Consider the following 25,562-nt stretch of genomic DNA (forward strand, 5'->3'; position numbering starts at 1 on the left):
CCCGTTCTGTTCTGCGGGGATAGTGTGAGCTCGTGAATCAGACCTCTCCCACCGGCAGCTCGCGCCGCATCATGGCAGCGATGTTCCTGCCGCTCTTCGCCGCGCTGCTGAGCATCAGCATCGTCAACGTCGCACTTCCCGCCATCGAGGACAGTCTCGGGGCGAGCTCCGCAGATCTGCAATGGGTGCTCTCGGGCTACGCGCTGGCCTTCGGCATGGCCCTGGTCCCGGCCGGACGCGCCGGTGACATCTGGGGCCGCCGCCGGCTCTTCATGATCGGCGTGGTGCTCTTCGGCCTCGCCTCCCTGGGCGCGGCGCTCGCGATGAGCCCGCTGGTGCTCAACGCCGCACGGCTCTTCATGGGATTCGCCGCCGGAATACTGACGCCCCAGGTCATCGGCATGATCCAGCAGCTGTTCACCGGGTCCGCGCGCGGCCGCGCCTACGGGATGATGGGCACGGTGATCGGGGTCGCCGTGGCGGCGGGCCCCGCGCTGGGCGGGCTGATCATCGACACCACCGGCACTGACTTCGGCTGGCGCGCGACGTTCTTGATCAACGTCCCGGTCACGGCCGCGGCGCTGCTCTGCATTCTGCTCTGGCTGCCGAAGCCCCAGGACGACGACGCGGCGCCCGGTGCTGAAGCGCAGGCGCCCACCGGTGGGCAGCCGCAGGGCATCCTGCGGCTGGACCCGCTCGGCGTCGTCCTGCTCAGCCTCGCGGTGCTGCTGCTGATGCTGCCCTTCATCCAGTTCCGCAGCCTGCTCGGTGGTCTGTCCGCTGTGGCGGGACTGCTGGTGCTGTGGCTGTGGATGCTCTGGGAGCGACGGGCGGGACGCCGGCACGAGTCCGCACCGATGGTGAACCTGAAGCTGTTCGCGCTGCCCAGCTACACGCTCAACACCATCGTGCTGGGCCTCTACTTCGCCGGCATGCCCGCCATCTGGGCCGTCGTCGCCGTCTATGTCCAACAGGGCCAGGGACAGGGCGCCCTGATCGCCGGGCTGGTGACCCTGCCCAGCGCCGCGATGGTCGTGCTGCTGTCCTCCCGCGTGGGCAGGGCGGTGGAGCGCAAGGGTCCTCGGATGCTCGTGGCAGGCACCGTCACGGCCGTGCTCGCGATGCTGCTGCTCTCCGGAGCCGCCGCGCTGATGGCGACCCCCTATGGTTCGCTCTGGCTGCTCGCCGCGGCCCTGGGCGTCGTCGGCGTCTCCCAGGCGCTGATCATCCCCAGTGCGCAGACGCTGTCCATGCATGATGTCCCCGAGCAGATGGCGGGGGCGGCCGGCGGGGTGGCGCAGACCGTGCAGCGCGTGTTCACCGCGATCGGCATCGCCGTGGTCACCGGCATCTACTTCTCGGTCAGCCAGGAGCAGGGGCATCAGAGCGGGATCGTGATCGCCACGCTGGTGATCGCCGCCCTGATGCTCAGCTCTGTGGCCGCCGCGATCTTCGCCGCCCGGCGGGCGGGTCAGGCAGGGCCTCAGGAGCCTCCGGGGCCTCAGGAGCACCGAGGACGCTGAAGCCTCAGCGCAGGCGCGTCACCGGGCGCAGGTCCTTGCCCGTCACATAGGCCGGAGCGCCTGCGAAGATCTCGGCACGCTCGGGGGACTCCTCCCAGGCCTGTTCCGCCGCGAGAAAGTCCTCGCGGTCACCGAAGCGGCTGACGAACCAGGTGAGCTCGTCCTTGCCGTCGGAGAGCCACATGGACTCCACGGTGAACCCCTGCTCCTCACGCGCCGGGATGACCTGCTTGGACAGGAACGAGACGAACTCATCGGCCAGCGCCGGGTCGAGCGTGTAGCGGCGCATCCAGGTCGTGCGCTCAGGGACATCGCCGCGCGGAGTCTCGGGCTGTGTGGTCATCTGGGTCTCCTCTGGGTGGCAGGGCGTCTGGCGTGCATCGGTCCAGGCCATCATAGGAGACCCAGGCGCCCCGGCGCCTGTGCAACATCCGCCCGGGGCTCCTGCGCAGCATCCTCGCCCGGGTGCCTGTGCGACCCCTGCGGTGCCGTCCTGCCCGCGATTCGCGTTCCGCGCGCGCAGACAGGGATAATCAGCCCATGAGTTCTCCGCAGCCCCTGCCCACTGGCAGCACATCCGGCGCGAACGGTGCGCTGAGAAACTTCGGCCGACGCACCTCGGGACTGAGCTTCGCGGTGATGATCACCGTGCTCCTGGTGGCGCTGATCTTCGCCGCGAACCAGAACGACGTGATCGGCTGGATCATCGCCGTGATCGCGGGCGGCTGGCTGCTGCTGGCCACCGTGCTGGTGCTCTCGGTGCGTTCAGGGGCCAAGAAGTTCGGCGACACCCTGGACTCCGCGCGGGCCGATGCCGCCTCGCGCCGGGCCGACGCCGGCGGGGGCACCGCCGTGGTCGATGAGGACACCCACGCCCGAAACCTCAAGCTGGACCATTCATTCAAGATCGTGGAAGTGCAGAAGCGCGTGATCACCCAGGAGCTCGCCAAGGGATCCGAGGCTGATCTGGAGATGATCGACCGGGCGCTGGACACCATCGAGACCACCGCCGGCAACGGCCGCGACATGCTCTCCGAGCACGTGGGCCGCAGCTCGGGCGCACAGCAGGACTCCGCCGGGCGCAGCGGCAGGAACAACGAGGACGACCGTCCGATCACCGGCGAGATCGTCAACTGAGAGGATCAGACGTGACTGAGACCCCCACGGATGAGAAGTACTTCGGCGAGCATCCCCACCGGATCGTGGACTCCAAGGCTGAGGGCCACATGCGCATCGCCTCGGTGAACGTCAACGGGATCCGTGCAGCTCACCGCAAGGGCATGGGCGAGTGGCTGGCGGACCGGGAGATCGACATCCTGGCCCTGCAGGAGGTGCGGGCGAACGAGGAGATCCTGACCAGGCTCGTCGCCGAGATGACCGAGCCCACCGGGCATCAGTGGCACGTCCACGAGCACGAGGCCGCGGACAAGGGTCGTGCCGGCGTCGCGATCATCTCCCGCACCGCACCCGTCGCGACCCGCACGGGAATCGGCGGGGGCCATTCCGAGGACGACGGCCGCTGGATCGAAGCCGACTACACGCTCGGTGACGGCACGACGCTGACCGTGATCAGCGTCTACGTGCATTCCGGCGAGGTGGGCACCACCAAGCAGGAGCACAAGATGCGATTCCTGGCCGATATGGCCGAATACCTGCCCAGGCTGGCCGCGCGCACCGACCACATCCTGGTGATGGGCGATCTCAACGTCGGCCACCGGGAGCTCGACATCAAGAACTGGAACGGCAATGTGAAGAACTCCGGATTCCTTCCGGAGGAGCGCGCCTATTTCGACCGGTACTTCGGCGAGCTCGGCTATGTGGATATCGCCCGCACCCTGGCCGGTGAGGTCGAGGGGCCCTACACCTGGTGGTCCTACCGCGGGAAGGCCTTCGACAACGACACCGGATGGCGCATCGACTATCACATGGCCACGCCGCAGCTGGCCGGGCTGGCCTCGAACCTCAAGGTCGACCGAGCCCTGGACTATTCGCTGCGCTGGTCCGACCATGCGCCGCTGGTCGTCGACTACCGGCTGCCCTGATCAGGGCGCCTGCCCGCTGAAACTTCTCTGACAACACGAAGGAACTGCTGTGACTGAGCGCGTACTCTCCGGGATGCAGCCCTCGGCTGACTCCCTGCACCTGGGTAACTACCTGGGAGCGCTGGTCAACTGGGTGAAGATGCAGGAGCGCTATGACGCCTTCTTCTTCATCCCGGACATGCATGCGATCACGGTGCAGCAGGATCCGGCCGAGCTGCGCATGCGAGTGCGCAGGACCGCCGCGCAGTACATCGCCGGGGGCCTCGACGTCGAACGCTCCACGCTCTTCGTGCAGTCCCACGTGCCCGAGCATGCGCAGCTGGGCTGGATCATGACCTGCCTGACCGGCATGGGCGAAGCCTCGCGGATGACCCAGTTCAAGGACAAGTCCGCCAAGCAGGGCGCCGATGCGGCCGGCGTCGGACTCTTCACCTACCCCATGCTGCAGGCCGCCGACATCCTGCTCTACCAGCCGCACGGCGTCCCGGTGGGGGAGGACCAGAAGCAGCACGTGGAGCTCTCCCGCAACCTCGCTCAGCGGTTCAACCACCGCTATGGCGAGACCTTCCGCGTGCCCGAGCCCTTCATCCCCGAGTCGGGGGCGCGCATCTATGACCTGCAGAACCCCACTGCGAAGATGTCCAAGTCCGCGCAGTCGCCGAACGGCCTGCTGAACCTGATGGACACCGATAAGCAGATCGCCAAGCGGATCAAGTCAGCCGTGACCGACGACGGCGGCGAGATCCGCTTCGACCGCGCCGAGAAGCCGGGCGTCTCGAACCTGCTGAGCATCTACTCCGCGGTGACCGACCGCCCCGTCCAGGAGATCGTGGACGAGTACCAGGGCAGGATGTATGGCCACCTCAAGGTGGACCTGGCCGAGGTGGTGGTCGCCCGGCTCGGGCCCATCAGGGATCGTGCCGAGGAGCTGCTGGAGGACCCGGCGCAGCTCGACGCCCTGCTCGCCACAGGTGCCGCGAAGGCGCGCTCGGTGGCGGGGGAGACCCTCGCCGAGGTCTACGAGAAGATCGGGTTCCTCCCGGCGGCGGGATGATTCCGTGCGGAGGGTGACGCGAGGTGACGTGAAGGTGATGCCAGGGTGAATGAGGACCCTTCTCGGCTGCGGCCACGGACCGGCGGGCTCGGTGTGATCGCCGGGCACGCGCGCGCGGCCGCGAAGGTGATGAATGACCGTGAAGAGGTCTCGGGGATGGTCAACCCGCTCGACCTCGACGCGCTGCGCCGCCGGGAGGTCAGGGCGCGTCGCGACTGGGGCCATGCTCGCCGCGCCGGGCGCAGCCGGGTCCAGATGATCGGGCCGAGCCTCTACTGGGGGCTCACCCGGCTGGACACGATGCGTGGAATGCGGATCATCAACCTGTTCCTGTTCCATTACGGGACGGTCATGGCCGCGGGTGCGGCGTACATGATGTTCTTCTCCGTCTCGGCGGCCCTGGTGGCGGGCTTCTCCGTGGCCGGGATCGTGATCGGCGGAGATGCGGAGCTGCAGCAAACGATCGTGGACCTGACCAACGACGCGCTGCCCGGGGTCGTCGGCGAAGGGGGGCTCGCCACGGAGGAGCGGCTCTTCGACACCCAGGGGTTCGGACTCACGCTGGTGGTCTCGCTGGTCGTGGCCACCGTCGCCTCACTCAGCTGGATCAACGGGCTTCGTGCCGGGATCCGGAGCATCTTCGACCGCCCGCTCATGGATGAGAACGTGCTGCTGGTCAAGGCGCGGGACCTTCTGGTCATGCTGCTGCTGGGGAGCATGCTCCTGGCCGCCACGGCCACCAGCCTTCTCTCCACGGAGCTCTTCAACTTCAGCGCTGACATCCTGGGCTGGGATCTGACCTGGCTCGAAGGTGTGGTCGGCACTGTGCTGACCGTGGCGGTGCCGCTGATCCTGGATCTGCTGGTCGCGGTCCTGGTCTTCCGCGTGGCCTCGCGGGTGGTGATGCCGGTCTCGGTGCTGTGGCGGGCCGCGCTGATCGCCGCGGTCGGTTCCTCCCTGCTGCGCAATCTCTCCACGGTTCTGCTCAGCGGGGTCGAAGGCGGCAACCTGATCGTGTCTTCCTTCGCCACGGTGCTCGGCTTCTTCATCTACTTCTTCGTGCTCAGCCTGGTCTACCTGCTCTCCGCGGCCTGGGCGGCCATCGCCACCGACCACCGCCTCCGGCGGGAGGGCCCCGCCGGTCGCGTCCGCTGATCGGGGAGCCAGCGGACTGCGGCCCGGCTGCGTGTACCGTCCGGGCAGGCCCGCGGTCTGCGTCGCCTGGCTCAGCTCAGTGTGCTGAGCAGCTCCTGGCAGGCGGATTCGCAGCGGCGGCAGGCCTCTGCGCAGATGCGGCAGTGGTCATGCATCTCGGCGTGCTGTTCGCATTCCTTCGCGCAGGCCTGGGTCGCCTCGATGCAGGCGCTCAGCGCCGCACGCACGAGCGCCGTGTTCTCCCCGGTCAGCCGGCTCAGCACGCGGCCGGTGGCGAGGCAGATGTCCGCGCAGTCCTGATCGGTGCTGATGCAGGAAGTCAGCTCCCCGGCGCTGGGCTCGCTCAGGCAGGCGTCGGCACAGGCGGTGCAGGTCTGGGAGCACTCATAGCAGGCGGCGATGCACGCTGCGAGCTTCTCCTGGTCGCCGACGCGGGCGCCGCGGGGATGTGCTTTGAGCATCTCGGTCACGTGAGTCATGATGATCCTTCTTCCGGTGATCGCGGTTCCTCGGTCTTTCCACGGCCGAGGCTACTGGGTCTGCCTCCGCGGCGGAACCCCCGCATGCAGCCCGAGGCCGCCTCACGCGGTCCCGCAGGCTCAGCGGCGGGCGGTCCGGGGGAAGAGTGAGTCCACCACGGGACGCGCCGCATCGCGCGGCTGCCCGGACCAGGGGAAGTGGTGCATGGAGATCATCGGGCTGGCGTTGATCTCCAGGACAGAGGGATCGTGGACATCAGATTCGCCACGTGGAAGCAGGACATCGAACCCGACGATCCTGAGTCCCGGGAGAGCCCGCGCCGCGCGCTCGACGAGTTCACGCTCTTCGTCGCCGATCTCATCAGTGGCGTCGACCGCGTCTCCTCCGGTGTGCAGATTCGACGTGCTGCGGAGGTAGACGCGCTCCTCGACCTCCGGAACGGTGTCGAGTCCGTAGCCCCGGCGAGCCAGGTACTCACGCGAGACGTCGTCGATGACCAGTTCCTTGTGGATCGGTCCCCGATCCAGGTTCTTCGCGGCCACCAGGTCGGCGATGCTCATCCTGCCGTCTCCGAGCACGCTGGCCGGTCTGCGTCGAGTGGCTGCGATCAGGACGTCGTCGACGATCAGGCAGCGGTGCTCCACGCCGGTGAAGAACTCCTCCACGAGGATCCGGCCGCTGGTGGCCCCCACGCGGGTGAACGCCGCGTGGAACTCCTCTTCGGTCTCGATCCCGGCGAAGACGTCCTGGCCCTGGCGGCCGTTGTGCGGCTTGACCACGACCTTGGTGAAGGGTGAGGCCCAGGCCCACGCTCTGGCTGATTCCGCGGGGGAGAAGACCGCGTTCTCGGGAGCGTTGACCTTCAGATCCCGAAAGAGCCGACTGGCGACGTCCTTATAGGCGGCGATCTTCTTGACGAGGTCGCCGTTGTGGTTCGTGCCCCCGCCGTTCCAGGTTCGCATGCGGTTCTGGTGCTCCAGCACCATGCGTCGACTGTTGGCTGACTTCCTGACGGTGATGCCGCGATCCAGCGCCTCAGCGGCGACCACGATGTTCGTGAAGTTCGTCCTCCCGACCCCGACGTCGATCAGATGCTGGGCGGCAGCTTCATATCTGTCCACGAGGTCACCCCACCTGTCTGCTCTGATGCGTGATTCCTACATGCTGCGGGTCAGCACGGCTCGCTTGACCTCTTGGATGGCCTTGGTGACCTCGATGCCGCGCGGGCAGGCATCGGTGCAGTTGAAGGTGGTGCGGCAGCGCCACACGCCCTCTTTGTCGTTGAGGACCTCCAGGCGCATGTCGCCGGCGTCGTCGCGGGAATCGAAGATGAATCGGTGCGCGTTGACGATCGCCGCCGGGCCGAAGTACTGACCATCGGTCCAGAAGACCGGGCAGGACGAGGTGCAGGCGGCACAGAGGATGCACTTGGTGGTGTCGTCGAAGCGCTCGCGCTCCTCGGGAGACTGCAGACGCTCGGCGGACGGGGCAGGGGAGTTGTTGACCATGAAGGGCATGATCTCGCGGTAGGACTGGAAGAAGGGCTCCATGTCCACGATCAGGTCCTTCTCCACCGGCAGGCCCTTGATCGGCTCGACCAGGATCGGCTTGGAGGTGTCCAGGTCCTTGAGCAGGACCTTGCAGGCCAGGCGGTTGCGGCCGTTGATGCGCATGGCATCGGAGCCGCAGACGCCGTGGGCGCAGGAGCGCCGGAAGGTCAGGGATCCATCGATCTGCCATTTGACCTTGTGCAGGGCATCCAGCACGCGGTCAGTGCCATACATGGTGAGCTTCCACTCATCCCAGCGCGCGTCCTCGGAGAACTCCGGGTCGTAGCGGCGGACCTGCAGGGTGATCTCGAAGCTCGGAATCTCGCCGCCGGCGCCACCGACCTCGGCCAGGTCGATCTTGGACGCGGGCTCTGCGACTTCTTGGGTGGGAGTGCTCATCAGTACTTACGCTCCATCGGCTCGTAACGGGTGAAGACGACCGGCTTGGTGTCGGCGCGGATGCCGTGGGTGCCCTCGGTCGAGGACTCGGTATCCAGGTACATCATCGAATGCAGCATGAAGTTCTCATCATCACGCTCGGGGAAGTCCTCGCGGTAGTGACCGCCGCGGGATTCCTTGCGGTGCAGGGCCGCCACCGTCATGACCTCGGCCATGTCCAGCAGGAAGCCGAGCTCCACAGCCTCGAGCAGGTCCAGATTGAACCGCTTGCCCTTGTCCTGGATCTGCACGTTCTTATAGCGCTTGCGCAGATCAGCGATGACCGCGAGGGCTTCCTTGATGGTCTCCTCGGAGCGGAACACCTGCATGTTCGCGTCCATGGTCTCCTGCAGCTCGGTGCGCAGCGTCGCCGTGCGCTCACCGCCGGTGGAGGCGCGCATCGCGTTGAGCTGGTTCTCGGTGAACGCCGTCGGGTTCTCCGGGATGTCCACGAACTCAGCGGTGCTGGCATACTCCGCGGCGGCGAGACCGGCGCGCTTGCCGAACACGTTGATGTCGAGCAGCGAGTTGGTGCCCAGACGGTTCGAGCCGTGCACCGAGACGCAGGCGACCTCCCCGGCGGCGAACAGGCCCGGGACAACAGTGTCGTTGTCCTGCAGCACCTCTGACTTCACGTTGGTCGGCACGCCGCCCATCGCGTAGTGGCAGGTCGGGAAGACCGGGACGGGCTCGGTATAGGGCTCGACTCCGAGGTAGGTGCGTGCGAACTCGGTGATGTCAGGAAGCTTCGCGTCGATGTGTGCGGGCTCCAGGTGGGTCAGGTCCAACAGCACATAGTCCTTGTTCGGACCGGCGCCGCGCCCCTCGCGCACCTCGTTGGCCATCGACCGCGCCACGATGTCACGCGGTGCGAGGTCCTTGATCGTGGGAGCGTAGCGCTCCATGAAGCGCTCACCCTCGGAGTTGCGCAGGATGGCGCCTTCGCCGCGCGCCGCCTCGGAGAGGAGGATGCCCAGTCCGGCCAGGCCGGTCGGGTGGAACTGCACGAACTCCATGTCCTCGAGCGGGATGCCGGCGCGGTAGGCCAGGGCCATGCCGTCGGCGGTCAGGGTGTGCGCATTCGAGGTGGTCTTGAAGATCTTGCCCAGACCGCCGGTGGCGAAGACCACTGACTTGGCCTGGAAGACGTGGATCTCGCCGTTGGCCAGATCATAGGAGACGACGCCGGCCGTCCTCTTCTGCATGTAGGTCGTGCCGTCTTCACGGGTGACCTCTTCCTCCACCGTGAGCAGATCCAGCACGTAGTACTCGTTGTAGAACTCCACGTTGTGCTTCACGCAGTTCTGGTACAGCGTCTGCAGGATCATGTGCCCGGTGCGGTCCGCGGCATAGCAGGCCCGACGCACGGCAGCCTTGCCGTGGTCACGGGTGTGCCCGCCGAAGCGTCGCTGGTCGATCTTGCCCTCGGGAGTGCGGTTGAAGGGCAGGCCCATCTTCTCCAGGTCCAGCACCGCGTCGATGGCCTCCTTGGCCATGACCTCCGCGGCGTCCTGGTCCACCAGGTAGTCACCGCCCTTGACGGTGTCAAAGGTGTGCCACTCCCAGTTGTCCTCTTCGACATTGGCCAGCGCGGCACACATGCCGCCCTGGGCGGCGCCGGTGTGAGACCGGGTCGGGTAGAGCTTGGTCAGCACCGCCGTGTGGGCGCGCTGTCCGGACTCGATGGCTGCCCGCATGCCTGCGCCGCCAGCGCCGACGATGACGACGTCGTACTTATGAACCTGCATCAGCTTGTGGCTCTCTTTTCTTGGTGTTCGGAAGCTTGCGAACGCACGGAGGTGCGCACCGGGGACGCCCCGGCGGACCTCAGGCGTTCTGGCAGAAGGAGGGTGCCGAGTCCAGCAGCGCGCCGGTGTTGTCGACCATGCAGGGCTCGAAGGTGAAGATCACCATGGTGCCCAGGACGATGATCACGACGACGGAGAGGCACAGGATGGACTTGAGCCACATCCGTGTGGAGTCCTTCTCCGCGTAGTCGTTGATGATCGTGCGCATGCCGTTGCCGCCATGGAGCATGGCCAGCCAGAGCATCGTCAGGTCCCAGAACTGCCAGACCGGATTCGCCCACTTGCCTGCGACGAAGCCGAAGTCGACCTGGTGGATGCCTTCGCCGACCAGCAGGTTGACGAACAGGTGCACGAAGATGAGCAGCACCAGAGCGGCGCCGGAGACGCGCATGAAGACCCATCCGGCCATCTCGAAGCTGCTCGAGGAGCCCGAGGAGCTGCGCAGGTACTTGGGATCGATCCGTCCGGATCGGGGGGCCGCGATGCCCTGGTTGGGCAGGGCCACGGAATTTGTGGTCGTCATCTTCAGAATCCTCCCCAGCCCTCAAGGAACAGCATCACGTGGCGTGCTGTGAAGCCGATCATCACGATCGCCCAGAGGCCCATCACGGCCCACAGCATCTGCTTGTGGTAGCGGGTTCCCTGGGACCAGAAGTCCACGAGGATGATCCGCAGACCGTTGAAGGCATGGAAGACGATGGCGCCGACCAGGCCGATCTCGCCCATGATCATGATCGGGTTCTTATACGCGCCGATCACCGCGTCATATGCCTCTGGCGAGACTCGCACGAGAGACGTGTCGAGTACGTGCACCAGCAGGAAGAAGAAGATCCCGACACCTGTGATCCGGTGCCCCACCCAGGACCACATGCCTTCCCGGCCCTTATAGAGTGTGCCCTTTTTCTGCGTCACCTGTCATTACCTCCCTGCATCTTTGCATGGCGTTCCGCGCCGCACAGTTGCGTACGTGTGTTCTTCGCTGCGGCGGTGCGGAATCCGTGACGCCGGCGCGAGTGCGATGTCATGTACAAGAGTAGAGCACCGCGACCCCCCATGCGGCTCATGGTGCGCCTGTCCAGGCATTGTTGCGCCGTTCCGCAGGGACCTCTCCGCACGCTCGACGCGAAATGACGGCGCGCCCCATCGGGTTCTACAACGTGTAGAAGATTCGCAATGTTATGACGCAATTCCAGTGCGCTGTGAGAGTGCACCCGAAGACAGGCCCGCTGCGCGGCTGACGGGGCGCGCCAGGGTATGGGTCTACCCTGGGGAGGTGACTTCACAGGCAGCTTTGGACAAGTTCTATACGGTGATCCCCGCGGGTGGAGTGGGGACGCGGCTCTGGCCGCTCTCCCGCGCCAGCGCCCCCAAGTTTCTCCACGACCTCACCGGGGCCGGGACCACGCTGATCCGGGGGACGTATGAGCGGCTCGCGCCGCTCACCGGCAGCCGCGTCATGGTGGTCACCGGGGAGTCCCACCGCGAGGCGGTGCGGGCCCAGATCCCGGAGCTGAACACCGAGGACCTGGTGCTCGAGTCGGAGCCCAAGGACTCCGGGGCGGCCATCGGGCTCGCCGCCGCAATCCTGCACCGCCGCGATCCGGAGATCATCATGGGCTCCTTCGCCGCGGATCAGGTCATCGCGCCGGTGGACGTCTTCCAGCAGGCCGTGCGCGAGGCCGTCGCCGCTGCCGCCACCGGCAAGATCGTCACCATCGGGATCACCCCCACCCACGCCTCCACGGGCTTCGGCTATATCCGCCGCGGCGCCGCGCTGCAGCTCGAGGGCGCCCCGATCCAGGACGCTCCGCATGCCCATGAGGTGGTGGAGTTCGTGGAGAAGCCCAGCCAGGAGCTCGCCGAGCAGTACGTGGCCTCTGCGGACTATCTCTGGAACGCGGGAATGTTCGTCGCCCCCGTGGCACTGCTGCTGGAGCACCTCGCCCGCGCCGAGCCTGAGCTGCACGCCGGACTCACCGAGATCGCCGCCGCCTGGGGAACCGAGCAGCAGGCCGAGGTGACCGCCAGGGTCTGGCCGCAGCTGCCGAAGATCGCGATCGACTACGCCGTGGCCGAGCCGGCAGCGGCCGCCGGGGATGTCGCGGTGATCCCGGGAACCTTCACCTGGGATGACGTGGGGGACTTCGCGGCCATCGCCCGGCTGAACCCGGCCCGAGAGCAGGAGTCCATGACTGTCCTGGGGGAGAAGGCGAGGGTCTACTCGGACCAGTCCTCCGGCGTCGTCGTCTCGGACACCCAGCGTCTGGTGGCACTGATCGGAGTGGAGAACATCGTGGTGGTGGACACCCCGGACGCGCTGCTGGTCACGACCACCGATCACGCGCAGTCGGTGAAGCAGGCAGTGGAGGCGCTGAAGGCCCATGGAGAATCCGATGTCCTCTGAACCGGCACCCCGCAGCGTGATGCTCAAGGCCGCCCACGCCTCTGCCGCCGAGCTCGTCGACGCGCTCGAGCCGAAGCTGGTCACGGTCCGCAGGGATCTGCATGCCCACCCGGAGCTGTCCTGGAAGGAGGAGCGCACCACCGAGAAGCTCGCCGCGCATCTGCGCGCCGCCGGGCTGGACCCACAGCTGATGCCCGAGACCACTGGCCTCTATGTGGACGTCGGCGAGGGGGAGTTCGCCGCAGGATTCCGCGGTGACATCGATGCCCTGCCGGTGGAGGAGCTCACCGAGCTGCCCTTCGCCTCCACCCACCCCGGCGTCACCCACGCCTGCGGCCATGACATCCACACCACGGTCGCGCTCGGGGTCGCGCTGAGTCTGCAGCAGCTGCATGAGAACCGGATCGACGACGGCGACCCCGCCGGCCTGGGCGCCAGCGTGCGGGTGATCTTCCAGCCTGCCGAGGAGACCATGCCCGGCGGAGCCCTGGAGATGGTGCGTCAGGATGTGCTGAGCCCGCTTCCGCGGATCTTCGCGCTGCACTGCGACCCCCGCATCGACGTGGGAAGGATCGGCACCCGGATCGGGGCCATCACCTCGGCGGCCGATGTGGTGCGCATCAACGTCGCCGGACGCGGCGGGCACACCTCCCGCCCGCATCTGACCGAAGACATGATCTCCGCGCTGGCACACATCGCCTCCACCGTGCCTGCCGTGCTCTCCCGGCGCGTGGACGTGCGCTCGGCGGTCTCGCTGGTCTGGGGACAGATCGAGGCCGGCAGCGCGCACAACGCCATCCCCTCCACCGGCACCCTGGTCGGAACCATGCGGATCCTCGACGCCGATGCCTGGCGCGACGCCGGGAAGCTTCTCGACCAGATCGTCGAGCAGGTCGCCGCGCCCTACGGGGTCGAGGTCGAGCTCGAGCACATCCGCGGCGTGCCCCCGGTGATCAACAACGAGCGCGAGACCACGCTGCTGGAGAACGCCGGCCGTGAGGTGCTCGGCTCCGAGGGTCTGGAGCTCGCTCCGCAGTCCATGGGCGGGGAGGACTTCGCCTGGATGACCCAGGAGCTTCCCGGGGCCATGTTCCGGCTGGGCACCAACACCCCCGGCGGCCCGGAGTTCGATCTGCACCGCGGTGACTACGTCCCGGATGAGCGCGCGATCGGCTATGGGACCAAGATCATGGTGACCACCGCGCTGGGCGCGATCCGCGAGCTGCGCCGCACCCAGTCCCGCTGAGCCTCGTAGGATGGCCTCTATGACTCAGGACGATGATTTTCTGACCGGACGGATCGCGCGCATCCCGGCCCCGGAGCACGACGCCGACTGGGACCGCCTCACCACTCAGGCCAGGATCGCGATGACACGGGCCTATGCCCCCTATTCGAACTACCCGGTGGGCGCCGCCGCGCTGCTCGAAGATGGGTCGATCATCTCGGGCTGCAATGTGGAGAACGCCTCCTACGGGCTGGGGCTCTGCGCCGAGTGCACCATGATCGGCGCGCTGCAGATGAACGGCGGCGGCCGGATCGTGGCCTTCACCTGCGTGAACCGCGAGGGCGAGTACATCACGCCCTGCGGGCGCTGCCGGCAGCTGCTCCATGAGTTCTCCGCCGAGACGATGCACGTGCGCACGGCGAAGGGCGCCACCACGCTGGCGGCCCTGCTTCCCGAGTCCTTCGGCCCGCGTGATCTTGAGATGACCGATACGGAGACGACATGAGCCCTGCCGGCCTGACCTACGACCGCTCCGCCCATGACGCCGTGGAGCTGATCCGGACCAAGCGGGACCACGGGCGGCTCTCCCAGGAGCAGATCGAATGGATGATCGCGGCCTACACCGACGGGTTCGTCGGCGATGAGCAGATGTCGGCGCTGGCCATGGCGATCCTGCTCAACGGCATGACCCGTGAGGAGATCGGCCACTGGACCGCGGCGATGATCGCCTCGGGAGAACGGATGGACTTCTCCTCGCTGCGCACCCCCGACGGCGCGCGCCGGCTCACCGCCGACAAGCACTCCACCGGCGGTGTGGGGGACAAGATCACGCTCCCGCTGGCACCGCTGGTGGCCAGCTTCGGCGTGCCCGTGCCGCAGCTCTCCGGGCGCGGACTGGGCCACACCGGCGGCACCCTGGACAAGCTCGAATCCATCCCCGGCTGGCAGGCTGAGCTGAGCAACACCGAGCTGCTGCGTCAGCTCGACGAGGTCAACGCCGTGATCTGCGCAGCAGGCCCGGGTCTGGCTCCCGCCGACAAGAAGCTCTATGCGCTGCGCGATGTCACCGGCACCGTGGAGGCCCTGCCGCTGATCGCCTCCTCCATCATGTCCAAGAAGATCGCCGAGGGCACGGACGCACTGGTGCTCGACGTCAAGGCAGGCTCCGGGGCGTTCATGAAGTCCCGGGCGGACGCCGTGGAGCTCGCCCGCACCATGGTCGCGCTGGGCACCGACGCCGGGGTCAGCACCACGGCCCTGCTCACCGAGATGGACACCCCGCTGGGGCTCACCGCCGGCAACGCCATCGAGGTCGAGGAATCGATTCAGGTGCTCTCCGGCGGCGGCCCTGCCGACATCGTCGAGCTCACCGTGGCACTTGCCCGCGAGATGCTCGACGCCGTGGGGATCAGCGGAGTCGACCCGGCAGAGAATCTTCGCAACGGCCGGGCGATGGACTCCTGGCGCCGGATGATCTCCGCCCAGAGCGGGGACCCGGATGCGGACCTGCCGCAGGCCAGGCACAGCCACACCATCACGGCGGCGGTCTCTGGCACCGTGACCCGGCTGGACGCGATGGCCGTCGGGCTGGCCGCATGGAGACTCGGCGCAGGACGTGCCCGGAAGCAGGACTCCGTGCAGGCAGGCGCCGGAGTGCGCATGCATGCCAAGCCGGGTGACACGCTCACCGCAGGCCAGCCGCTGTTCACCCTGCTCACCGACGACGAGCACCGGATCTCCCGCGCCGCGCAGTCGCTCGAGGGGGCGGTGGACGTGGATGCCGACGGCGGCCCGCATGAGGCCCCGGATCTGGTCTTCGACCGGATCAGCGCGGCAGACCTGACCGACTGAGGACATCGGCATGGGGCCTGGAGAACTCCTTGATGCCATCAACGCGGGCATCCTTGACGCCGCCTCCGGGTGGTGGACGCTGGTGGGGCTGTTCCTGCTGTGCATCATCGACGGCTTCTTCCCGATCGTGCCCTCCGACTCTCTGGTGGTCGGTCTGGGCTCGCTCGCGGACGAGCCCGGCACACCGTTCCTGCTCTGGGTGATCCTGGTGGCAGCCGCGGGCGCCCTGCTCGGCGACTTCATCGCCTACCGGATAGGCCGCGCCATCGGCCCGATGCGGTTCGGATGGATGCGTCGACCTGCTCCGCAGCGGACGCTGATCTGGGCTCGGCACGAGCTGGACAAGCGCGGAGTGCTGCTGATCTTCGTGGGCCGCTTCATCCCCGGGGCTCGGGTGGCGATCAACTTCGTCGCCGGCACCACGCGCTTCTCGCTGCGCCGGTTCCTGATCATCGACCTCATCGCCTCTCTGGTCTGGGCCTCCTACTCGGTGGGCATCGGGGCGATCAGCGCGAACATCTTCGACTCGGTGCTGGTGGCGATGACCGTCTCGATCTCCGGAGCGGTGCTGCTGGGCTGGATCTTCGACCGCCTCTTCCGACTTCTCGCGGCCTGGCTGGACCGCAAGGGCGTGCACATCGACCCTGAGGGCTACCTGGACACTGCGGCGCTTCCTGTGGAGGCGCCGCTGCGGCTGCACCGGGACAGGCGCCATCCCGACGACGACGGCACGCCTCCTGCTGAATCCTCCCGCTGAAACATCCAGCGGGGTGTCCCGGCCGAATCTCCTGGGCGACTTCGGGAGCGGTCCTCGATAGACTCGGGCCCATGACTTCCACTGCTTCTGATGTCCGCACTGCCGCCGCCCAGCTCGAAGAGCAGCTGCGCAACCTTCCCAAGGTCTCCCTCCATGATCACCTCGACGGATCGCTTCGCCCGGAGACCCTGATCGAGCTCGCCGCGGAGATCGGTCACGAGCTTCCCGTCCAGGATCCCGAGGAGCTCGCCGAGCGTTTCCGGCAGAACGCAGATGCCGGGTCGCTGGAGAAGTACCTTGAGGCCTTCGCGCACACCGCAGCGGTGATGCAGACCGCGCAGAACCTGCGCCGGGTGGCCAAGGAATACGTGGAGGACTTGGCGGCCGACGGCGTCGTCTACTCCGAGGTGCGCTGGGCGCCCGAGCAGCATCAGGAACAGGGGCTGAGCCTGGACGAGGCCGTCGAGGCCGTGCAGTCGGGCCTGAACGAGGGCATGGAGGCCGTGGCCGAGAAGGACGGCGTGATCGTGGTCGGCCAGCTGGTCACTGCCATGCGTCAGTCCGACCGCGCCTCCGAAGCGGTGGAGCTCGCGCTGCGCCACCGTGATCAGGGCGTGGTCGGCTTCGACATCGCCGGACCCGAGGCTGGCTTCCCGCCGAGCCGATTCGCCGACGCCTTCACCCGACTGGCCAGCGAGATGCTTCCCGCCACGGTCCACGCCGGCGAGGGCGACGGCATCGAGTCGGTCCGTGACGCACTGGTCTCCGGGCGCGCCCAGCGCCTGGGCCACGGTGTGCGCGTGGCCGATGACATCAGCGTCATCGAGAGCGAGCCGGACTCGGCGGCCGGTGAAGAGGTCTTCCAGGTGGAGCTGGGGCCGGTCGCGCGCTGGGTGCGTGACCGCCAGATCCACCTCGAAGTCAGCCCCACCTCCAATCTGCAGACCGGTGCCATCGCGGGCTTCGCCGAGAGCGGGAAGCCCGAGCTCAGCGATCACCCCTTCGACATGCTCTACCAGCTCGGCTTCAACGTCGGTGTCAACACCGACAACCGGCTGGTCTCCGGCGTCACGCTCTCCGGAGAGCTGGCGCTGCTCGCGAGCACCTTCGACTATGGGCTCGCCGAGCTTGCTGACTTCCAGATCAACGCGCTGGAGTCCTCCTTCATCGGTCATGAGGAGCGCGAGGCGCTCGCGGCCATGATCCTCGAAGCCTGGCAGTGACCCGCCCGGAGCCAGCGGCCCCGACGGTGACCTCGTCCAGCGTGATGACCTCCCCCGCAGCGGCGAGCTCTCCGGCGGAGGGGGCGCAGATCAGCGCGCTGCGCTGGGTCATCGCCCGGCTGCGCGAGCACTGCCCGTGGACCTCCCAGCTGACCCACGCCGACCTCACCGAGTACCTGGTGGAGGAGGCCTATGAGGTGCTGGAGGAGATCGAGGCCGGGAGCCTCGATGAGGGTCTGCGCAAGGAGATGGGGGACCTGCTCTTCCAGGTCGCGCTGCACTCCCAGCTTGCCCAGGAGCGCGGCAGCTTTGACCTCGACGGTGTGGCGGAGGCCATCACGGCCAAGCTCGTGCGGCGCAGTCCTCATGTCTTCACCGCCGACGGACAGCTCGCAGTGGATCCCGCAGCCACCGTGGAGCAGGTGGAGGCGGCCTGGACACGGATCAAGGCTGACGAGAAGGCGGACGAGAAGGCGAGCGAGGCGGAGGAGAGAGCTGGCGGCGCAGCGAATGAGAACGCCGCGGAGCCGCCGGTTCACCACCAGCGGGAGACGGATCTGGACGGGGCCTCCGAGAGCCACCTGGCCGGCGTCGTCGGCTCGCTTCCCGCGCACCTGCCCGCGCTCGCCAAGGCGGCCAAGGTCATCGATCGGCTCGGACGCGCCAGCGGTGAACATCTTCCGCCCCGGGCCGGTGAGCCGCCGTCCGCGGCTGACGAGGAAGAGCTCGGTGAACTACTCTTTGCTGTGGTGCGCACCGCACGCGCGAACGGACAGGATCCGGAGCGCGCGCTGCGCAGTCACCTCAACCGACTGAGCTGAACAGCCGGAACGGCGCGGAACTGCGCGGAGCTGCGCTGAACAGTCAGATCTGAACACACCGGCGCAAGGGCGCGCGCGGCACACGTCCAAGTTTCCCACCGAATGAAAAAAACAAGGAGCCGACAGAATATGTCTCTGATCGTCAGTGTGTACGGCCGCGAGATCCTCGACTCGCGCGGCAACCCGACCGTGGAGGTCGACGTCCTCCTCGAGGACGGCAGCTTCGGCCAGGCCGCAGTCCCCTCCGGCGCCTCCACCGGTGCCTTCGAAGCCGTGGAGCTCCGCGACGGCGACAAGGACCGCTACCTCGGCAAGGGCGTCACCGGCGCCGTGGCCGCGGTCAACGATGTCATCGCCTCCGCGCTGGAAGGCCAGGACGCCACCGAGCAGCGCATCGTCGACCAGATCCTGCTGGACCTTGACGGCACCGAGAACAAGAGCTCCCTGGGCGCCAACGCGATCCTCGGCGTCTCCATGGCCGTGGCCAAGGCCGCCGCCGATGCCTCGGACCTCCCGCTCTACAAGTACCTCGGCGGTCCCAACGCCCACCTGCTGCCGGTGCCGATGATGAACATCCTCAATGGCGGCTCCCACGCTGACTCCAATGTGGACATCCAGGAGTTCATGATCGCCCCGATCGGCGCGGCCACGTTCTCCGAGGCGCTGCGCTCCGGCGTGGAGGTCTACCACGCGCTCAAGGCGCTGCTGAAGGAGAAGGGTCTGGCCACCGGCCTCGGCGACGAGGGCGGCTTCGCGCCGAACCTCTCATCGAACCGCGAAGCGCTGGATCTGATCACCGAGGCGATCACGCGGGCCGGGTACACCCCCGGCAAGGACATCGCCCTGGCCCTGGACGTGGCCGCCAGCGAGTTCTTCTCCGACGGTGCCTACACCTTCGAGGGCGAGTCCAAGACCCCCGAGCAGATGAGCGCCTACTACGGCGAGCTCGTCGACGCCTATCCGCTGGTCTCCATCGAAGACCCGCTGGACGAGGACGACTGGGCCGGCTGGAAGACCCTGACCGATCAGATCGGCGACAGGGTGCAGCTGGTCGGCGACGACCTCTTCGTCACCAATCCGGATCGGCTGGGCAAGGGCATCGCCAACAACACGGCGAACTCGCTGCTGGTGAAGGTCAACCAGATCGGTTCGCTCACCGAGACCTTGGACGCGGTCTCGCTGGCCCAGCGCAGCCGCTACACCACGATGATCTCCCACCGCTCCGGCGAGACCGAGGACACCACCATCGCCGACCTCGCGGTGGCCACCAACGCCGGCCAGATCAAGACCGGCGCCCCGGCGCGCTCCGAGCGCGTGGCCAAGTACAACCAGCTGCTGCGCATCGAGGAGGAGCTCGGCGATGCGGCACGCTACGCCGGCGCCTCCTCCTTCCCGCGCTTCAGCGCCTGAGCAGCGCCAGCTCGATGAGGCGCGGCTGAGCAGCGCGGGCTCAGTCCGCACCGCCTGAGCAGAAGCAGCTGACGGGCGACGCCTGCTCAGCTGTGCTGCCTGGACGGGGTGTGGGCCATGGAGCGCCGGTTTCGACCGGTGAGCTCCACGGTCCGCACCCCGTCCTTTTCATGCGCGTGTCAGAACTCGGCGGCGTCGCCGGGTGCAGATATCGTGAGAAGCCACGCCTACTTCCCTCTTCCCCCTCAAGGCGGTGACATCTCGTGCCGAACAGACGCGCATCCTCCTCGGAGGTCAAAGCCCGTGCGGCCCAGGCGCGTCGGCTGGCCGAGCGCGAACAGGTCTCCGGTGAGATCCGGACCCCCGCAGACATCACCGCCCGGCGCGTGAAGCGCGCCGGCGGCTCCTCCGCCTCAGGCTCGGCGAAGACCCCGGTCAGTGCTGCCACCACAGTGCCCGAGCGAACGTTTCCAGGCCGGATGATCGTGCTGAGCATCGTCGTGCTGGTGGTCATCTCCTTCCTCGTGCCCACAGTGCACAGCTTCTTCCAGCAGCGCTCCGAGATGCTCGAGCTCGAGGCGCAGATCGCTGCGGAGCGCCAGGAGCAGGCGCAGCTGCAGTCCGAGCTGCTGCGCTGGGACGATCCGGACTTCGTCCGTCAGCAGGCCCGCGAGCGGATCAACCTGGTCATGCCGGGGGAGCGGCGCTACCAGGTCATGGGAACTGCGGAGGAGCCTTCCGTCGAGGCGGCGGAGCTGGACTCCGCCGAGGTGCGTCAGGACCTGCCCTGGGCAGAGGCCCTCTGGGACTCCCTGGTCCGCTCCGCCGCCACCGACTGAGCTGTCCAGGTCTGTGAAGTAAGCTGGGGCCCCGTGAACTCGACTCTGCCTCGCCCCAGCGATCTGGACACCCTCAGCCTGCAGCTGAGCAGGCCCGTGCGCGACGTCGTCGAGATCCCTGCCCGCTGTGTCTGCGGCAACCCGCTGGTCGCCGCCACCGCCCCGCGGCTGAGCAACGGCATCCCGTTCCCCACCACGTTCTACCTGACTCATCCTGCTGCCACCGCCGCGGTCTCCCGGCTGGAGGCCGCCGGCGTGATGGCCGAGATGACCCAGCGGCTCAGCACCGAGGCTGACCTCGCCGCCGCGCACCGCGCAGCACACGAGAACTACCTCGCTGAGCGGGAGCGCATCCGCGTGCTCGCCGGACTGGATCCCGTCTGGGAGATCGAAGGGGTCAGTGCAGGCGGCATGCCCGAACGGGTCAAATGCCTGCACGTGCTGGTCGGACATTCACTCGCCGTCGGACGCGGAATCAATCTGCTGGGGGACGAGGGACTTGACCGCATCGCGGAGAGCTGGACGCCGGAGACCTGCACCTGCGCCCAGTCCTGGGACCATGAGGCCCCCGTCCCACAGCGAGATCTCAGCCGCCACGTGCGCCGCGCGAACCAGGGCTTCGCCCGGCAGCAGACCTCATCCAGCGAAGACGCGCCCCGCTCGCAGCCCGAAGAGGAGAACGCATAGAGTGCTGCCAGAGCTCTCCGTGAGACAGTCAGACCGCCGAACATCGAAGAACGCACGCCAGGAAGAGGACACCCCATGAGAGTTGCTGCCATCGACTGCGGGACCAACTCCATCCGCCTGCTCATCGCCGATGTCGACGAGGCCGGCCGCGTCACCGATGTGGTGCGACAGATGACTGTGGTCCGACTGGGCGAAGGAGTGGACGAGACCGGAGAGTTCTCCGCAGACGCCCTGGACCGCACCTTCGCCGCCGTGGACAGCTATGCAGCGCTGATCCGCCGTCACCAGGTCGAGGCCGTGCGCTTCGTGGCGACCTCAGCCTCCCGCGATGTGGCCAACCGCGAGGAGTTCATGACCGGCGTGGAGCACCGGCTGGGTGTGGAGCCCGAGGTGATCCGCGGCAGCGAGGAGGCGGGACTCTCCTTCGCCGGGGCGGCCTCGGTGCTGGACTGGGACGCCCAGCGCAAGATCCTCGTGGTCGATCTGGGCGGCGGCTCCACCGAGTTCGTCCTGGGCACCTCAGCCGGGGTCGAGCACGCCATCTCCACGGACATGGGCTGCGTCCGCTTCAGCGAACGGCATATGCGCACCGACCCGCCCACCGACACTGAACAATCCATGACCGCCTTCGAGACCCTCTCCTTCCTGGAGAACGTCTCCGAGGTCATGCCGCTGCACGAGACCGAGGTGGTCATCGGGGTCGCCGGAACTGTGACCACGGTGGCCGCGCATGCGCTCGAGCTCGAGGACTACGAGCCGGACCTGATCCACGGCGCCGAGATCGATCTCGACCGGATCCACCAGTCCGTGGAGGAGCTTGTGCACGCCACCCGCGAGGCGCGCGCCCAGATGCCGATCATGCACCCCGGCCGGGTCGACGTCATCGGTGCCGGGGCGCTGATCTGGGGCACCATCCTGGACTACCTGAACAAGGTGACCGAGGGACGGATCGTCTCCGCCGTCGCCTCCGAGCACGACATCCTCGACGGCATCGCGATGTCCCTGGCGCACACCCGCGCCCAGACCACCGGTGCCGACGCCCAGGCCACCCGCGCCCAGACCAGCGACGCCCAGACCACCGCTGCCGACGCCGAGACCACCGATGCCGAGGCACCTGCATGAACGGCGCACCCCAGAGCCGGCGCACCGGTTCACGCGCACTGAGCGCCGCCATGGTCGCCGGACTCGCACTCGGCTCAGCAGTGGTGGCAGCCCCGGCCGCCCACGCCGACGAGTGGCGGGACCAGCAGTACTGGCTGGAGGACTATGGCGTCACCGAGGCCTGGGAGACCACCCGCGGCGAGGGGATGACCATCGCCGTCATCGACACCGGCGTCGATTCCTCCCACCCCACCCTTGCAGGGGCGGTGGTGGGCGGCGCGGATGTCTCCGGAGCCGGCGACGGCGGGGCCCCCGTCGACCAGATCGCCACCGAGCATGGAACTCTGGTCGCCTCGCTGGCCGCCGGCCGCGGCACCTCGGAAGAGGCCGAGGAGGTCGCCGAGCTCGTCGAGGGAGACTTCGAGGACCTCGATGAGGACGAGTGGGAGGACTGGTGGGATGACTTTGAGTCTGACCTCGAGGAGATCTACGGCGAGGACTGGCAGGAGGCGGTCGACACGGAGGCGCTCGAGGAGTTCGAGGAGACCCGCTCCGCCCCGCGCGAGCTGACCCAGGACGAGACCGGCGACGACGGCGTGGTCGGCGTCGCCCCGGAGGCCTCCATCCTCTCCGTCTCGCTGCTGCTGGAGGATCCCAACCCCTATGGCGGAGGTACCGAGGAGCAGATCGCCGAGGCCGTGACCTGGGCGGTGGACAACGGTGCCGACATCATCAACATGTCCCTGGGCTCCGGCTTCCAGGAATGGCCCGAGTCCTGGGATGAGGCCTTCCTCTACGCCGAGGAGAACGATGTCCTCGTCGTCGCGGCCTCGGGCAACCGCGCCTCGGGTCATCTCTCGGTGGGCGCGCCCGCGACCATCCCTGGGGTGCTCGCCGTGGCCGGAGTGGACGAGCAGCGCAGCATCAGCGAGGACTCCTCCTCGCAGGGCATCGCGATCGGCATCGCCGCCGCGTCCGAGCCCCTGGTCGGCGCGGTCCCCGGCGGGGACTACATGCAATGGAACGGCACCTCCGGTGCTGCCCCGATCGTCTCCGGCGCCGCGGCGCTGGTCTGGGCGGCGAACCCCGAGCTCAGCGCCGCTGAGGTCAAACACCGGGTGCTCTCCACGGCTGACTCCGAGGGGGCCGACGGCGTCGACCCCGAGTACGGGCACGGTGTGCTCGATGTCGCCGATGCCGTGAGCGGGGAGGTCCCAGCCTTCGATGCGTCCCAGTACCCGACCTTGGCTGAATGGGTGCGCGTACATCGCCGCGGCCAGGTCGAGGAGACCGAGCAGCAGGAGATCCCGGAGGACGCCGGCGTCGTGGCCGGCCCCGAGGGTGAGCCCCGGGCCATGCCCGAGGCCAGCCGGGCCAGCACTGCGCAGGACTGGGCCGGGCCGGTGGCACTGGGTGCCGCAGCACTGCTGATCGTCGCGGTGATCACCATGGCCGCGGTGCACTACAACCTCGTGCGCAGACAGGACCCCTGAGCTCTGCTCAGCCGCCCCTGCAGCCGCTGGACGACCAGACCATTCAATGCAGAGCAACGTATAGGATGAAGGATATGGCTATCTCTCAGACACTTTCCGCGAAACCCCGCGTCCTCATCGTCGGCGGCGGCTACGTCGGTCTCACCACCGCACAGCTGCTGCAGAAGAAGGTGAAGGCCGCCGGCGGCATCGTCACCGTCGTTGACCCGATGCCCTACATGACCTACCAGCCCTTCCTTCCGGAGGTCGTGGGCGGTCACATCGAGGCCCGGCACGCAGTGGTCTCCCACCGCCGCCACCTCAAGGACTCCGAGATCATCACCGGCAAGGTCACCGGCGTGGATCACGACGGACGCACCGCCACTGTGGAGCTCTCCCAGGGCGAGACCGTGGAGCTGCCCTACCAGGACATCATCATGGCCGCCGGCGCGACCACGAAGACCTTCCCCATCGAGGGCCTGGCTGAACACGGCATCGGCCTGAAGACCATCGAAGAGGCGCTGACGCTGCGCAATCACATCCTCGAGCGCATCGAGGCCGCCTCGGTGATGACCGACGAGAAGGCCAAGTCCCGCGCCTTGACGTTCACCGTGGTGGGCGGCGGCTTCGCCGGCATCGAGACCATCGCGGAGATGGAAGACATCATCCGCGCCGCCGTGGGTGCGAACCCGCGCGTGGGCCAGACCGATGTGCGCATCGTCATGGTCGAAGCCATGGGTCGCGTCATGCCCGAGGTGACCGAGGACCAGGCCGTCGGCGTGGTCGAGCACCTCCGCGGTCGCGGCATCGAGGTGCTGCTCAACACCTCGCTGGGCTCCGTCGTGGACGGCGAGCTGACGCTGATCAACATGGGGGACAAGTCCGAGGCTGATCGTTTCGAGTCCGACACCCTGGTGTGGACCGCAGGCGTGGCCGCAAACGTGGTCGCCAAGAACTCCGGCTTCCCGGTGGATCCCCGCGGCCGCGTCACCGGCGCCGCGACCCTGCAGATCGCCGATGAGGATGGCAAGGTGCTGCAGAATGCCTGGACCGCGGGCGACATCTCCGCGATCCCGGACCTCTCCGGCGGAGGGCTCCCCGACGGCACCTGCGTGCCCAACGCCCAGCATGCTTCGCGCCAGGCCAAGGTGCTGGCGAAGAACCTGCTGGCTGCGAGCTATGGTCAGGGCCAGCTCAGCGAGTACAAGCACGACTCCCTCGGAGCCGTCGCCGGCCTGGGCATGTTCCAGGGCGTGGGCAACCCGCTCAAGGTCAAGATCAGCGGATTCCCCGCCTGGATGGCACACCGCGGCTACCACGCCATGGCGATCCCCACGATGGAGCGCAAGATCCGCGTGGTCGGCGGCTGGATCAACGAGCTCGTGCTGGGCCGGGACTACACCCCGGTGCGCGACCTGGAGACCCCCTACCGCCAGTTCCAGGAAGCTGCAGGAGGCGGAAAGAAGAAGGAAACCTCACCGAGCTGACCAATAGGCATGATGCAGAGCTGAGACAAGAAGGCGGGCTGTCAGTGACAGCCCGCTTTCTGCCCCTATAGCCCAATCGGCAGAGGCAACCGACTTAAAATCGGTCCAGTGTGGGTTCGAGTCCCACTGGGGGCACCTCCAGTGATGTGCACGACCAGCCTCTCGCCATGGGTGAGTATGCGAGGATTCGGCTGAGGATGAGTGCACAGGTGAGGAAACGCGCCGACGCGGGTTC

25 protein-coding genes and 1 tRNA gene are annotated in these 25,562 nt (G+C 67.7%); 19 read left to right on the forward strand and 7 right to left on the reverse strand.

Annotation, left to right across the window (positions count from 1 at the left end; genetic code table 11):
- The first annotated feature begins 32 nt into the window (after nt 1-32).
- The gene (locus tag H4W27_RS02075; protein WP_192594455.1) at nt 33-1,523 is read left to right on the forward strand and encodes an MFS transporter; all 1,491 of its coding nucleotides are present in this window, start codon (nt 33-35) and stop codon (nt 1,521-1,523) included.
- A 4-nt stretch (nt 1,524-1,527) separates the two neighbouring features.
- Here the strand turns inward: H4W27_RS02075 and H4W27_RS02080 are convergent, their stop codons facing one another.
- Nucleotides 1,528-1,866, reverse strand: a complete 339-nt coding sequence (locus tag H4W27_RS02080) for a hypothetical protein (RefSeq protein WP_192594456.1) — start codon at nt 1,864-1,866, stop codon at nt 1,528-1,530.
- A 197-nt stretch (nt 1,867-2,063) separates the two neighbouring features.
- On the opposite strand from H4W27_RS02080, the gene H4W27_RS02085 reads away from it, so the two are divergent.
- From H4W27_RS02085 to H4W27_RS02100, 4 genes are all read left to right on the forward strand, one after another.
- Nucleotides 2,064-2,660: a hypothetical protein gene (locus H4W27_RS02085; protein ID WP_192594457.1), complete on the forward strand. Its 597-nt coding sequence runs from the start codon at nt 2,064-2,066 to the stop codon at nt 2,658-2,660.
- Nucleotides 2,661-2,749: 89 nt separating this feature from the next.
- Entirely contained in the window at nt 2,750-3,565 is an 816-nt protein-coding gene (locus H4W27_RS02090; protein ID WP_192596371.1) for an exodeoxyribonuclease III, read from the forward strand.
- Nucleotides 3,566-3,614: 49 nt separating this feature from the next.
- Nucleotides 3,615-4,619 (forward strand): tryptophan--tRNA ligase, encoded by a 1,005-nt coding sequence (gene trpS, locus H4W27_RS02095; RefSeq protein ID WP_318782085.1) that lies wholly within the window; start codon nt 3,615-3,617, stop codon nt 4,617-4,619.
- A 45-nt stretch (nt 4,620-4,664) separates the two neighbouring features.
- On the forward strand, nt 4,665-5,774 hold the full coding sequence (locus H4W27_RS02100) for a YihY/virulence factor BrkB family protein (RefSeq protein WP_192594458.1): 1,110 nt from the start codon (nt 4,665-4,667) through the stop codon (nt 5,772-5,774).
- Between the two features lie 71 nt (nt 5,775-5,845).
- On the opposite strand, the gene H4W27_RS02105 is transcribed toward H4W27_RS02100, so the two are convergent.
- From H4W27_RS02105 to sdhC, 6 genes are all read right to left on the reverse strand, one after another.
- On the reverse strand, nt 5,846-6,253 hold the full coding sequence (locus H4W27_RS02105) for a four-helix bundle copper-binding protein (RefSeq protein WP_192594459.1): 408 nt from the start codon (nt 6,251-6,253) through the stop codon (nt 5,846-5,848).
- A 120-nt stretch (nt 6,254-6,373) separates the two neighbouring features.
- On the reverse strand, nt 6,374-7,375 hold the full coding sequence (locus tag H4W27_RS02110) for a hypothetical protein (protein WP_192594460.1): 1,002 nt from the start codon (nt 7,373-7,375) through the stop codon (nt 6,374-6,376).
- Between the two features lie 36 nt (nt 7,376-7,411).
- Complete coding sequence (locus H4W27_RS02115) at nt 7,412-8,203, reverse strand: succinate dehydrogenase iron-sulfur subunit (protein ID WP_192594461.1); 792 nt, start codon at nt 8,201-8,203, stop codon at nt 7,412-7,414.
- Nucleotides 8,203-9,990, reverse strand: a complete 1,788-nt coding sequence (gene sdhA, locus H4W27_RS02120; RefSeq protein WP_192594462.1) for a succinate dehydrogenase flavoprotein subunit — start codon at nt 9,988-9,990, stop codon at nt 8,203-8,205. Before sdhA ends, H4W27_RS02115 begins: the two co-directional genes overlap by 1 nt.
- A 79-nt stretch (nt 9,991-10,069) precedes the next feature.
- A complete protein-coding gene (locus tag H4W27_RS02125) occupies nt 10,070-10,573 on the reverse strand; it encodes a succinate dehydrogenase hydrophobic membrane anchor subunit (RefSeq protein ID WP_192594463.1) in 504 nt (167 codons plus the stop codon).
- Nucleotides 10,574-10,575: 2 nt separating this feature from the next.
- On the reverse strand, nt 10,576-10,962 hold the full coding sequence (sdhC, locus tag H4W27_RS02130) for a succinate dehydrogenase, cytochrome b556 subunit (protein ID WP_318782086.1): 387 nt from the start codon (nt 10,960-10,962) through the stop codon (nt 10,576-10,578).
- Nucleotides 10,963-11,323: 361 nt separating this feature from the next.
- Between sdhC and H4W27_RS02135 the strand changes: the two genes are divergently transcribed.
- The 14 genes from H4W27_RS02135 (at nt 11,324) to H4W27_RS02200 (ending at nt 25,462) form a co-directional block, all read left to right on the forward strand.
- A complete protein-coding gene (locus H4W27_RS02135) occupies nt 11,324-12,454 on the forward strand; it encodes a mannose-1-phosphate guanylyltransferase (protein ID WP_192594464.1) in 1,131 nt (376 codons plus the stop codon).
- Nucleotides 12,455-12,473: 19 nt separating this feature from the next.
- The gene (locus H4W27_RS02140) at nt 12,474-13,700 is read left to right on the forward strand and encodes an amidohydrolase (RefSeq protein ID WP_192596374.1); all 1,227 of its coding nucleotides are present in this window, start codon (nt 12,474-12,476) and stop codon (nt 13,698-13,700) included.
- Between the two features lie 19 nt (nt 13,701-13,719).
- Nucleotides 13,720-14,184: a cytidine deaminase gene (locus H4W27_RS02145; RefSeq protein WP_192594465.1), complete on the forward strand. Its 465-nt coding sequence runs from the start codon at nt 13,720-13,722 to the stop codon at nt 14,182-14,184.
- The gene (locus H4W27_RS02150; RefSeq protein WP_192594466.1) at nt 14,181-15,530 is read left to right on the forward strand and encodes a thymidine phosphorylase; all 1,350 of its coding nucleotides are present in this window, start codon (nt 14,181-14,183) and stop codon (nt 15,528-15,530) included. Before H4W27_RS02145 ends, H4W27_RS02150 begins: the two co-directional genes overlap by 4 nt.
- A gap of 10 nt (nt 15,531-15,540) precedes the next feature.
- A complete protein-coding gene (locus tag H4W27_RS02155; RefSeq protein ID WP_192594467.1) occupies nt 15,541-16,287 on the forward strand; it encodes a DedA family protein in 747 nt (248 codons plus the stop codon).
- 71 nt (nt 16,288-16,358) lie between these two features.
- Nucleotides 16,359-17,510, forward strand: coding sequence for an adenosine deaminase (locus H4W27_RS02160; RefSeq protein ID WP_192594468.1), 1,152 nt, complete (start codon nt 16,359-16,361; stop codon nt 17,508-17,510).
- A gap of 44 nt (nt 17,511-17,554) precedes the next feature.
- Nucleotides 17,555-18,331, forward strand: a complete 777-nt coding sequence (locus H4W27_RS02165; RefSeq protein ID WP_192594469.1) for a MazG nucleotide pyrophosphohydrolase domain-containing protein — start codon at nt 17,555-17,557, stop codon at nt 18,329-18,331.
- Nucleotides 18,332-18,460: 129 nt separating this feature from the next.
- Complete coding sequence (gene eno, locus H4W27_RS02170; protein WP_192594470.1) at nt 18,461-19,741, forward strand: phosphopyruvate hydratase; 1,281 nt, start codon at nt 18,461-18,463, stop codon at nt 19,739-19,741.
- A gap of 263 nt (nt 19,742-20,004) precedes the next feature.
- Nucleotides 20,005-20,580 (forward strand): FtsB family cell division protein, encoded by a 576-nt coding sequence (locus H4W27_RS13790; RefSeq protein ID WP_192594471.1) that lies wholly within the window; start codon nt 20,005-20,007, stop codon nt 20,578-20,580.
- Between the two features lie 33 nt (nt 20,581-20,613).
- On the forward strand, nt 20,614-21,267 hold the full coding sequence (locus H4W27_RS02180) for a DUF501 domain-containing protein (RefSeq protein WP_192594472.1): 654 nt from the start codon (nt 20,614-20,616) through the stop codon (nt 21,265-21,267).
- A 75-nt stretch (nt 21,268-21,342) separates the two neighbouring features.
- Nucleotides 21,343-22,389, forward strand: coding sequence for a Ppx/GppA phosphatase family protein (locus tag H4W27_RS02185; protein ID WP_192594473.1), 1,047 nt, complete (start codon nt 21,343-21,345; stop codon nt 22,387-22,389).
- Nucleotides 22,386-23,861: a S8 family peptidase gene (locus tag H4W27_RS02190; protein WP_192594474.1), complete on the forward strand. Its 1,476-nt coding sequence runs from the start codon at nt 22,386-22,388 to the stop codon at nt 23,859-23,861. Before H4W27_RS02185 ends, H4W27_RS02190 begins: the two co-directional genes overlap by 4 nt.
- Before the next feature lie 74 nt (nt 23,862-23,935).
- Complete coding sequence (locus H4W27_RS02195; protein ID WP_192594475.1) at nt 23,936-25,327, forward strand: NAD(P)/FAD-dependent oxidoreductase; 1,392 nt, start codon at nt 23,936-23,938, stop codon at nt 25,325-25,327.
- Between the two features lie 61 nt (nt 25,328-25,388).
- A tRNA-Leu gene (locus H4W27_RS02200) sits at nt 25,389-25,462 on the forward strand.
- Nucleotides 25,463-25,562 lie beyond the last annotated feature (100 nt).

This window comes from Nesterenkonia lutea (assembly GCF_014873955.1).
Taxonomy (GTDB): domain Bacteria; phylum Actinomycetota; class Actinomycetes; order Actinomycetales; family Micrococcaceae; genus Nesterenkonia; species Nesterenkonia lutea.

Coding starts and splice junctions, on each gene's coding strand:
- H4W27_RS02080 (WP_192594456.1), bottom strand. CDS start 1,866: ATGACCACACAGCCCGAGACTCCGCGCGGCGATGTCCCTGAGCGCACG.
- H4W27_RS02145 (WP_192594465.1), top strand. CDS start 13,720: ATGACTCAGGACGATGATTTTCTGACCGGACGGATCGCGCGCATCCCG.
- sdhA (WP_192594462.1), bottom strand. CDS start 9,990: ATGCAGGTTCATAAGTACGACGTCGTCATCGTCGGCGCTGGCGGCGCA.
- H4W27_RS02140 (WP_192596374.1), top strand. CDS start 12,474: ATGCTCAAGGCCGCCCACGCCTCTGCCGCCGAGCTCGTCGACGCGCTC.
- H4W27_RS02190 (WP_192594474.1), top strand. CDS start 22,386: ATGAACGGCGCACCCCAGAGCCGGCGCACCGGTTCACGCGCACTGAGC.
- H4W27_RS02090 (WP_192596371.1), top strand. CDS start 2,750: ATGCGCATCGCCTCGGTGAACGTCAACGGGATCCGTGCAGCTCACCGC.
- eno (WP_192594470.1), top strand. CDS start 18,461: ATGTCTCTGATCGTCAGTGTGTACGGCCGCGAGATCCTCGACTCGCGC.
- H4W27_RS02160 (WP_192594468.1), top strand. CDS start 16,359: ATGACTTCCACTGCTTCTGATGTCCGCACTGCCGCCGCCCAGCTCGAA.
- H4W27_RS02165 (WP_192594469.1), top strand. CDS start 17,555: ATGACCTCCCCCGCAGCGGCGAGCTCTCCGGCGGAGGGGGCGCAGATC.
- H4W27_RS02085 (WP_192594457.1), top strand. CDS start 2,064: ATGAGTTCTCCGCAGCCCCTGCCCACTGGCAGCACATCCGGCGCGAAC.
- H4W27_RS02185 (WP_192594473.1), top strand. CDS start 21,343: ATGAGAGTTGCTGCCATCGACTGCGGGACCAACTCCATCCGCCTGCTC.
- H4W27_RS02115 (WP_192594461.1), bottom strand. CDS start 8,203: ATGAGCACTCCCACCCAAGAAGTCGCAGAGCCCGCGTCCAAGATCGAC.
- H4W27_RS02125 (WP_192594463.1), bottom strand. CDS start 10,573: ATGACGACCACAAATTCCGTGGCCCTGCCCAACCAGGGCATCGCGGCC.
- H4W27_RS02150 (WP_192594466.1), top strand. CDS start 14,181: ATGAGCCCTGCCGGCCTGACCTACGACCGCTCCGCCCATGACGCCGTG.
- H4W27_RS02155 (WP_192594467.1), top strand. CDS start 15,541: ATGGGGCCTGGAGAACTCCTTGATGCCATCAACGCGGGCATCCTTGAC.
- H4W27_RS02105 (WP_192594459.1), bottom strand. CDS start 6,253: ATGACTCACGTGACCGAGATGCTCAAAGCACATCCCCGCGGCGCCCGC.
- H4W27_RS02195 (WP_192594475.1), top strand. CDS start 23,936: ATGGCTATCTCTCAGACACTTTCCGCGAAACCCCGCGTCCTCATCGTC.